An 8,265-nucleotide genomic window follows, 5' to 3' on the forward strand; every position below is an offset into this window, starting at 1 on the left:
GTTAGAGGTCGCCCAAGATGAAGCTAAAATGGTGGAGATAGATCAGCGTCTAAAAAATGTTCTAAATTTAGCAGGTAAAGCAAAAAAAACGAATGGCAACCCCTCGCAAATGCACTTGCCCATCTTGATATCCTTTTTTGCAGCGGAGAACCAAGACTGTACCGAATATACCTGGCAAAGCCGCTATCAAATGGTTATTTATATAAATAAACTATGCATCTGATGGACCTGGGGAGTGACCGTATGGAAATTAAGGTGCCGATTGTTAATGCTTTTGTTGACGGCAACGTCGGCGGTAATCCCGCCGGAGTTGTCCTGGACGCGCAACAATTTTCTCACGACCAAAAGCGATGTATTGCCGCAGGAGTAGGGCTTTCGGAAACCGCTTTCGTATCGCCCTCATCTATTGCGGATTATAAATTGGAGTTCTTTACACCAACCCGTCAAATTGCTCATTGCGGTCATGCGACTATCGCGACCTTCAGTTATATGAAACAGCTTGGCATGTTGAACAGTGACCAGACATCTAAAGAGACTGTCGACGGCCGACGCGAAATTCTAATGGAGGGCGAATATGCATTTATGGAGCAATTGGCACCTCGTTATACTTATTTGAGCCAGGCAGATCATCTTCGCGCGATGGCCGCTATTGGTCTGAAAGCATCCGATATTTTGGAAGGGGTGCAGCCCAGCATCGTCAATACGGGGAACTCGTTTCTGGTTATCGCGCTCCGAAACCAGGCGGATGTCAAATCAATTGTTCCAATCAAAGCTCAAATTGCAACAGTGAGCGAAATATACGACCTTATCGGTTTTTACATCTTTTCACCGCAAACAACGAAAGGCGGTCGGGATGCCGGTGCGCGTATGTTCGCCCCGCGATACGGAATTGATGAAGAATCGGCAACGGGTATGGCAGCAGGCCCTCTCGCCTGTTATCTGCACGACAAATTGAATGTGAAAAAAAACAGCTTCGCAATTGAACAAGGCTATTTAATGCCTCAACCCTCACCAAGTGTTATTTCCGTGAGACTTCACAAAGAAGACGGCTCGATCTCAAGCCTCATGGCTGGGGGGATGGCCGCCGTCAGCGAGATCAGGAAGGTCGATTGTTGATGTGTGCTCTGGCGATTAACCAATTCAATCCAGACCGAAGGGTGTCTATTCGTAACATCTGCGCGCTTTAAACTGCATGGTCGGAACACAAAGGGAGGTTCATGGAACCCGTAAAAACCCGATACGCCAAAAACGGTGACATCAGCGTCGCCTATCAGGTGTTTGGTGAAGGCGATGTCGACCTCGTTTTTGTTCCCGGGTTTATCTCTCATATAGAAAACTATTGGGATGATCCAAACTTTTCACGATGGTTGCGAAAACTGGGCAGCTTCTGCCGTGTCATCATGTTTGATAAACAAGGCACCGGACTTTCTGACCGGGTTGGCAACGGTTCTTTTCACGGACATTATTAATTCAACAGAAATGATGGCCAAGTTGGGAGACCGTCAGTGGCATGACATACTTGAACGCCATCACACCGTTGTGCGCAGGGAACTGCATCGCTTTCGGGGCCAGGAAGTCGATACAGCCGGTGATGGCTTTTTCGCCACATTTGATGGGCCTGCTCGGGCTATTCGCTGTGCATGCGCAATTCGAGACGCCGTTTCGTTTCTGGGTATTGCGATCCGAGCAGGACTGCATACCGGTGAGTGTGAAATGATCAGCGGTAAAGCCGGTGGCATTGCAGTGCACATCGGCGCACGGGTGATGCAGGAAGCGAGTCCGGGTGAAATCCTTGTTTCCAGCACGGTAAAGGATTCAATCGCAGCTTGTTTCAATGATCGCCGACAGTGACCCTAAACGTCTATGCCCTCCTGATGAATCCGGTTAATCAGAGCCGGCTTGCCGGTTGGAAAACACCCTTTTTTCGGCAACCGGTATCAAAATGGTAGCAGGCGTTTTAAAAATGAAAACGTTAATTCTCGTAAAATAATATCAATCATGTATTCACACACACGCTGCCTTGCGAAAGCTCATAAAAAAAAGGGCTTCCAAGCTTTAGTGCTTGCAAACCCTTGATAATTCTGGTGGGCGATACTGGATTTGAACCAGTGACTTCCACCGTGTGAAGGTGGCACTCTCCCGCTGAGTTAATCGCCCCAAAAGGTGATCCCACATATAAAAGGGTAGGGTTCGCTAAGTCAAGCCTTTTTTCTTGCGAAGTCCTGCGGGTGCCCTTGATTCAGGGCCGTTTGACGATGAACCACGGGTTGAGCAGGTTCGCTTTGTTGTAGACCAGGGGCTGTCCGTCATCGTGGCGGACAACAATCGCCCCGCTGGCCGCGGCGATGGCATGACCGGCTGCCGTATCCCATTCCATGGTGGGCCCCAGGCGAGGGTAAATGTCTGCCCGGCCTTCGGCTACCAGGCAGATTTTCAGGGAACTGCCCGACGAGATGAAATCCACTTCACCATGTTGGTGCCGCATGTTCGCTACGTAGGCATCCAGTTCCGGTGTCGCGTGGGAGCGGCTGCCCATGATCGTGAAGCGTCGCTTTTCATCCTGCGGCAGCGGCATTCGGACGGCCTTTCCGACCAGTGATGTGGGATTGCCGATGCTCCCGGGGTTTTTCACCCCGATTTCCGCCTCCCGCCATGAACCGATCTTGAAGGCCCCCAGCCCATGATCTGCAAAGTAGAGGGTATCGGACACCGGAACGTATATGACCCCCATGGTGGGTATACCCCCTTCCACCAGGGCGATGTTGACCGTGAATTCTCCGTTGCGTTTGATGAACTCCTTGGTGCCGTCCAACGGATCGACGATCCACATGCGCGGCCACTGCTTGCGCTGCGAAAAGGGGATGTCACGCCCCTCCTCACTGAGCATGGGGATGCCCAAGCCGCCGATATCCGCCTTGATGATGGTGTGGGCGCAACGATCTGCACGCGTGAGGGGGGAATTGTCCGCTTTCTTCTCCACGCCCATGTCGGCTGAATCATACACCGCGAGGATGGCCGCGCCTGCCTTGACGGCGCTGACAATGGCGGTTTGCAGCCATAACGTTCGGTTTTCTGTCACTGGATTACCTTTCTGGTTTTTCGCCTGGAAGGACCGCGTACAGCTTCACCGGCGCTGATACGCCTTTGAGCGCGGCTGAGAACGAGCGGTCCACCGAGACCCTGGACCCGAGCTTGTCGATCACCGGCTCGGAGACGACCGTTTCCCCTTCTTTCGACTTTCCCTGAATGCGCTGGGTGATATTTACCGATGCGCCGACGATACCATATTTTTTGCGTGCTTGCGATCCGATATTGCCCACCACGACCGGCCCGCAGTGAACGCCGATGCCCATCCTCAGCGCAGGTAGATCCAGCTCGGCCAACTTACGGTTAAGCTTGTCCATCGCCGCCTGCATGTCGAAGGCGCACCGAACACACCGAAGGGCCGTGGCCTCAATGGATTCATCAACCGGTTCAAAAAAAGCCAGGATCGCATCGCCGATAAAATCGACGATGATTCCCCGGTGTTTCTGGATCAGAGGAATGACGGCTGAGAAATAGCGGTTAAGCACCGCGATGGTCTCTTCCGGAGAGAGGCCTTCGGTCATGGGAGTGAACCCCCGAATGTCGGCCATGAGAATGGCCACCTCCTGCCGCCTGCCCCCCAACCGACCGGCTTCAGGCTGCTCCAGCAGTGCACGGGCGAAATCCGGGTCCACGTACCGGCCAAAGGTGTTGCGAACCGTATCCCTTTCCCTGAGCCCATCGATCATGGTGTTGAAGCTGGTTGCCAGCCGGCCAAGTTCATCACGGGATTTCACCTCGATTTTTTCTTCGTATTCACCGGCGGCAACCGTTCCGGCGCGGTCGGAAAGGCGCCTGATGGTGCCGGACATGCGGTCCACGTTAAGGCGAATGATACCGAAGATGGCCAGAATAAGGATCACTGCGCCGATGAGGAACCCATTTCTGAAGTTGATGATGGGGGCTAAAATCGTCCTGCCGTCGGCGAACACAACCAGCGCCCAGGGAAAGGTGTCAAGGCTGTGAAAACCCGCTATCTGTTCCGGTGGAATTCCGGGTCCCCAAATCGTTCCTGCGGATTCCCGGTCGATGGCTTCCAGCATCCTGCCCTCCAATGAATCGCCGGTTTCACCCAGCTTCACCCTGTCTTGCAACCGGCCGCTTGCAAAAACAACCTTCCCAGACGTCTTCTCGGCGATGCAGGCATTGGCGTTCTGCCACCAGGGCGCGGATGAGATATCCGCCATCAAAAAGTCGAACTTGATGACAATTTCAAGGTTGCCGACGGGCGTGTCATAAGCATCCATGAGGACCATGGTCACGCTGACGGTCTGGGTGCCAATGCGTTCATCGATTGTCGGCGGCGCAATTTGGGTGAATGAACCCCGATGGAAGCGCATGAACCGGCCGCCGCCCATGCTGTTGTGCATCGCGCCGCTAGGGTACGCATGGGTTGGAGGGGAATGCCAGCCGATGTTCACCCGAACCACTCCCGGCAGGGTTTCCAGTTTATGCACGATTGTTTCTAGAAGATCGGCGTCCGGTGTATCTGAACCGCTTTGTGAGAACATCTCCATCAGTTGCACCGGACGCGAAAGCCGCATTTCAATTTCGTGTGCCGCCCGCTTCAGTTGCAGAATAGCCGTTTCGTTCCATTGCCTGAGCATGAGATTGCGGGCATAGATGAAACCTGAAAAACCGGCAACCAGCAGGATGAGGACTACCGGCAATACCAGCAGGGCCGTCAGACGGGCACGCAGGGTTTTGAAATGATAGGGCGGCATAGACACAATCGCGTCAGGTGTAATAGGTTTCGAGCGCCGACGCTTTGATTTTCTGCATGCCAATGGCCTCCTGGGGGCATCCGGTTGCGCATACCCCACAACCCCGGCACACGGTTTCATCAATGGCGGGGATGGGTGGCGGGCTGCCTTTGGCCCGTTTTGCCTGGGAGATGGCCCCGAAGGGACAGCGGCGAACACAGCGACCGCAGCCGTTGCATGGCAAGGGAGATAATTCGGCCAGGTAGCGGCTCAGTGGCCAGATTTTTTCTGCACCCAATGATCTGGACAACTGGTGGGGAAAGCAGCAGTCGTTGCAACAGTTGCACAGGGCGCCGTTAAGCCGGCCCCGGCCGTCCACGGCCAGTTCGGCGCTCTGCATGAGGCCCTGGCGGTTGGATTCATTGACGATGGACAGGGCCCGGTCCCGGGAGATCTCCCAGCCAATACCACGGTCGTTGGAAAAGCGGATGCAGGTCAGCTGAGACTTGGCGCATCCACGGACCATGGCTCTGCAGTTGCATGGCCACAGGTAGAAGCTTTCGATATGCTGGAACAGGCGGGCCACCTCGCCCAGCAGCAGGTATTCTGGGCAGGTTTCAGCCGCGGGTCTCGGCTGGCCTGCCATGAGCGATTCAACCGTTTTGCGGTGGCGGTTTACATAGTGGTCCAGTTCCCATCGATTCAGCCGACCTTTGATCTTCTCGGGCAGATCCTGCCAGCCTTCGAACAGGGCCCAGCTTTCGAAACGCGTATGGAAATCCGCCGGGGCGATCCGGCCGTCGTCCAGGCGGTGCAGGACACCCCGGCGCCAGGCGCGGTCGAGGAAGCCGTCGGTTGTTTCCAACCCAAGCTTTTTGCCGGCATCACGGGCAGTCATTGCACTCACGCCGAGGGTTTTCAGCAGTTCAATTTCCCGCGGCGAATAGAACCGGTCGATCCACGGTTCTATAAATGCCGGTATTCCACAGATGTCAAACAGAACGGTCATGGTCTTTCCTATTTGTTGACCTTCGTGTAGCGTTGACGCCCTTCCTCGCAGGCAGACTGAATGTCCTGGCGGCATACGTCGGCCTTTCGGCCGGACCAGAACATGGCTTCGTCAAGGTCCTTGCCGTAAACCCCGCACCACATCAGGCCGGACATGGCCCCGGCCCCGGCCGGGTTGATCCTCAGGGACGTGAGAAAAGCATTCCGTGCGGCCTTATAGTTCTGGTTGCGGTAGAGGGCCCAGCCATAAAGGTCCTGGGCCAAGAACGATTCCGGTGCCGCGCTTACCGCTTTTTCAAAGGGGAACCCGTCCAGAGGCCCGTCGCCCCCATAGGCGGAATGAATATAGAATTTTTCCAGGGCCTGGCCAACGGCATCCAGGCCTTCAGGGCTGATCGATTCAGGCCACAGCGCTGCCAGGGCCTGTTCTTTGGGCATGGTGCGCCCAGCTGCCGCCAGCCAGGTGAGCAATTGCGTGCGAAACCCGATCAGGCCGTCGTCAATGGTTATGGCCAGATCGGCAGATGGTGACACGGAATGGGGTGTTTGCGCATCGAAAAAGTGAAGCCGGGCATCTTTTTCCGTATGGCTGCCGTAGATCCAGAAGCGCACCTGTTGAGACCGGCTGACCTGAACCAGGTCGAGTTCAGCGGTGCCATCGCGGCAATAGCGCTGAAACGTCGTCATTTGCGGGAAGATCTTTTTTACCCGCCAGCCAAACCACATTTCCTTGAGTCCGGTATGCAGCACAAGCACGTTGCCGACGAGGAAATGCAGTGCCAGACCGGTGCCGTTAAAAGGCTGCCGCTTGTCGGCACGGAAAGGCAGGACGATGCATTGGTCGGTAGGGGATTGGGTCATCTGGCACCTCCGGGGTTGCCACCGCAAACGAGAAGCGCAAGCCATAAATTCGAACTTGCGACGCGATCAATTTTATTTCGGGTCAGTGGCCGAAACCGACGCCGGGAGGCGGCGCAGTTCGGCCGGGGGCGAATGTATCTTCAAAGGCCAGTTCGCCGCGGATGAAATACTCCACGCAGGTGACGGGGACGTCGTGGGTATAGGTGGTGCGCAGGATGTGGAATGCCGGATGGCCGACCGGCTCCCCGAAAACCGCGGCGGTCTCGGCGTCAAGTGATTCTGCGGTGATTCGCTGCCACACCCGGGTCAACGGCAGGTCCAGGCGATCCACCAGCAGCTCGTGGATGGAAACCGTCTCCAGGTCTTCGAAGAGGATGCTGCCGCATAGATCTGCGCGCAGGTAGCGGATTTCGTAGCGCACCGGTTTGCCGTCGAAGCAGTGCAGGCGCCGGGCCAGGATGGTCCTGCCCTGGTAATCCATTCGCTGGGCAACCGTCGGCGGGGGTTTTTTCAGTGATCGCAATTCGAGAACCCGGCTGGTGTAAGCCATCGCCAGGTCTTCCGCCTGGCGACGGGATGGTTGAACGATGAAATAGCCCATGGCCGGATCGGGTTTATTGACGAATGTCCCCTTGCCGCGGATGCGCCTGACCAACCCTTCGGATTCCAGTTCCCCCAGCGCCTTGCGTGCGGTCATCCGGCTCACCCGGAAGGTTGCGGCCAACTGGTTTTCCGAAGGGAGCCTGTCGGTGAAGCGTTTGGCGCGCATGCCCTGGATCAGCTGCTGTTTAATGAACAGTCCCTTGGAAGTGGCTGACGGGCGCCTGGGTGGTTTGTATATCAAGGTTGTATCGTGAACACGGTTGGGGTTAGAATCATGGCGTGGGCAATCCCATTGCATCCGTTTCAGGCGAATATCCCATCATTTGTGGATGGTGTCCATATTTTTTCTTGACAGGTCGGCGTCTTGCCTTTATGGCTCGACCCTATAATGTATATACAACCTTGAGCGAATTGTTTGAACCGTCTTGGGGCGCGACATAAAAATCGATTGCGATCCCCGCGGTGAATCCTCCCGGCGGCTTGCCGGGGCGAAGTAAAAGGATGTTGCCATGCTGAACAATATCGATATCTCAACGGCTATGAACATTCATTTGGACGGCCCGCTGCCGCCGATGCCTGCTTTCCGGCAGGGCATCCGCCGCGCCCCGGACCGGGGCTTCAGGCTGAGCCGCAGCCAGACCGTGACGGCCCTCAAAAATGCCCTGCGCTACGTGCCCGGGCAGCATCACGCGGCGCTGATTCCCGAGTTTCTGGAAGAACTGAAAACCCGCGGGCGCATTTACGGTTACCGCTTTCGTCCCTCGGGTGAGATCCGGGCGCTGCCCATCGACCAATATCAAGGCAACTGCATGTCCGGGCGGGCCTTCCAGTTGATGATGGACAACAACCTGGATGTCGACGTGGCCCTTTATCCTTACGAATTGGTCACCTACGGCGAGACCGGTAGCGTCTGCCAGAACTGGATGCAGTTCCAACTGATTAAAAAATATCTCCAAACGCTTACCGACGACCAGACTCTCGTGGTCCAGTCCGGCCACCCCCTGGG

The 8,265-nt window shown here is 55.8% G+C and carries 8 protein-coding genes, 1 tRNA gene and 1 pseudogene; 4 read left to right on the top strand and 6 right to left on the bottom strand.

Going from position 1 to position 8,265, the window contains the following annotated elements:
* The 3 genes from R6V78_RS01855 to R6V78_RS01865 all read left to right on the top strand — a co-directional run.
* A partial coding sequence (locus R6V78_RS01855) for a hypothetical protein (RefSeq protein ID WP_410287620.1) occupies nt 1-223 on the top strand: 223 nt, incomplete at its 5' end.
* Between the two features lie 20 nt (nt 224-243).
* Entirely contained in the window at nt 244-1,116 is an 873-nt protein-coding gene (locus R6V78_RS01860) for a PhzF family phenazine biosynthesis protein (RefSeq protein ID WP_410287621.1), read from the top strand.
* A 228-nt stretch (nt 1,117-1,344) separates the two neighbouring features.
* Nucleotides 1,345-1,851 (top strand): adenylate/guanylate cyclase domain-containing protein, encoded by a 507-nt coding sequence (locus tag R6V78_RS01865; protein WP_410287622.1) that lies wholly within the window; start codon nt 1,345-1,347, stop codon nt 1,849-1,851.
* A gap of 231 nt (nt 1,852-2,082) precedes the next feature.
* On the opposite strand, the gene R6V78_RS01870 is transcribed toward R6V78_RS01865, so the two are convergent.
* From R6V78_RS01870 to R6V78_RS01895, 6 genes are all read right to left on the bottom strand, one after another.
* Nucleotides 2,083-2,157, bottom strand: a tRNA-Val gene (locus tag R6V78_RS01870).
* An 82-nt stretch (nt 2,158-2,239) separates the two neighbouring features.
* Nucleotides 2,240-3,079, bottom strand: coding sequence for a 3'(2'),5'-bisphosphate nucleotidase CysQ (cysQ, locus tag R6V78_RS01875; RefSeq protein WP_410287623.1), 840 nt, complete (start codon nt 3,077-3,079; stop codon nt 2,240-2,242).
* Between the two features lie 4 nt (nt 3,080-3,083).
* A complete protein-coding gene (locus tag R6V78_RS01880; RefSeq protein ID WP_410287624.1) occupies nt 3,084-4,808 on the bottom strand; it encodes an adenylate/guanylate cyclase domain-containing protein in 1,725 nt (574 codons plus the stop codon).
* Between the two features lie 13 nt (nt 4,809-4,821).
* Nucleotides 4,822-5,796, bottom strand: coding sequence for a 4Fe-4S binding protein (locus R6V78_RS01885; protein WP_410287625.1), 975 nt, complete (start codon nt 5,794-5,796; stop codon nt 4,822-4,824).
* An 8-nt stretch (nt 5,797-5,804) separates the two neighbouring features.
* Nucleotides 5,805-6,656, bottom strand: coding sequence for a tetratricopeptide repeat protein (locus R6V78_RS01890; protein ID WP_410287626.1), 852 nt, complete (start codon nt 6,654-6,656; stop codon nt 5,805-5,807).
* Between the two features lie 82 nt (nt 6,657-6,738).
* Nucleotides 6,739-7,500: a GntR family transcriptional regulator gene (locus tag R6V78_RS01895; protein WP_410287627.1), complete on the bottom strand. Its 762-nt coding sequence runs from the start codon at nt 7,498-7,500 to the stop codon at nt 6,739-6,741.
* 268 nt (nt 7,501-7,768) lie between these two features.
* On the opposite strand from R6V78_RS01895, the pseudogene R6V78_RS01900 reads away from it, so the two are divergent.
* A pseudogene (locus R6V78_RS01900) lies at nt 7,769-8,265 on the top strand (urocanate hydratase); the annotation flags it as partial.

It is taken from the genome of Desulfosarcina sp. (assembly GCF_046496365.1).
Taxonomy (GTDB): Bacteria; Desulfobacterota; Desulfobacteria; order Desulfobacterales; family Desulfosarcinaceae; genus Desulfosarcina.

What these genes read in the sequence shown, in the direction of transcription:
- R6V78_RS01860 (WP_410287621.1), top strand. Translation starts at nt 244, where the DNA reads ATGGAAATTAAGGTGCCGATTGTTAATGCTTTTGTTGACGGCAACGTC.
- R6V78_RS01880 (WP_410287624.1), bottom strand. Translation starts at nt 4,808, where the DNA reads ATGCCGCCCTATCATTTCAAAACCCTGCGTGCCCGTCTGACGGCCCTG.
- R6V78_RS01865 (WP_410287622.1), top strand. Translation starts at nt 1,345, where the DNA reads ATGATCCAAACTTTTCACGATGGTTGCGAAAACTGGGCAGCTTCTGCC.
- R6V78_RS01890 (WP_410287626.1), bottom strand. Translation starts at nt 6,656, where the DNA reads ATGACCCAATCCCCTACCGACCAATGCATCGTCCTGCCTTTCCGTGCC.
- R6V78_RS01885 (WP_410287625.1), bottom strand. Translation starts at nt 5,796, where the DNA reads ATGACCGTTCTGTTTGACATCTGTGGAATACCGGCATTTATAGAACCG.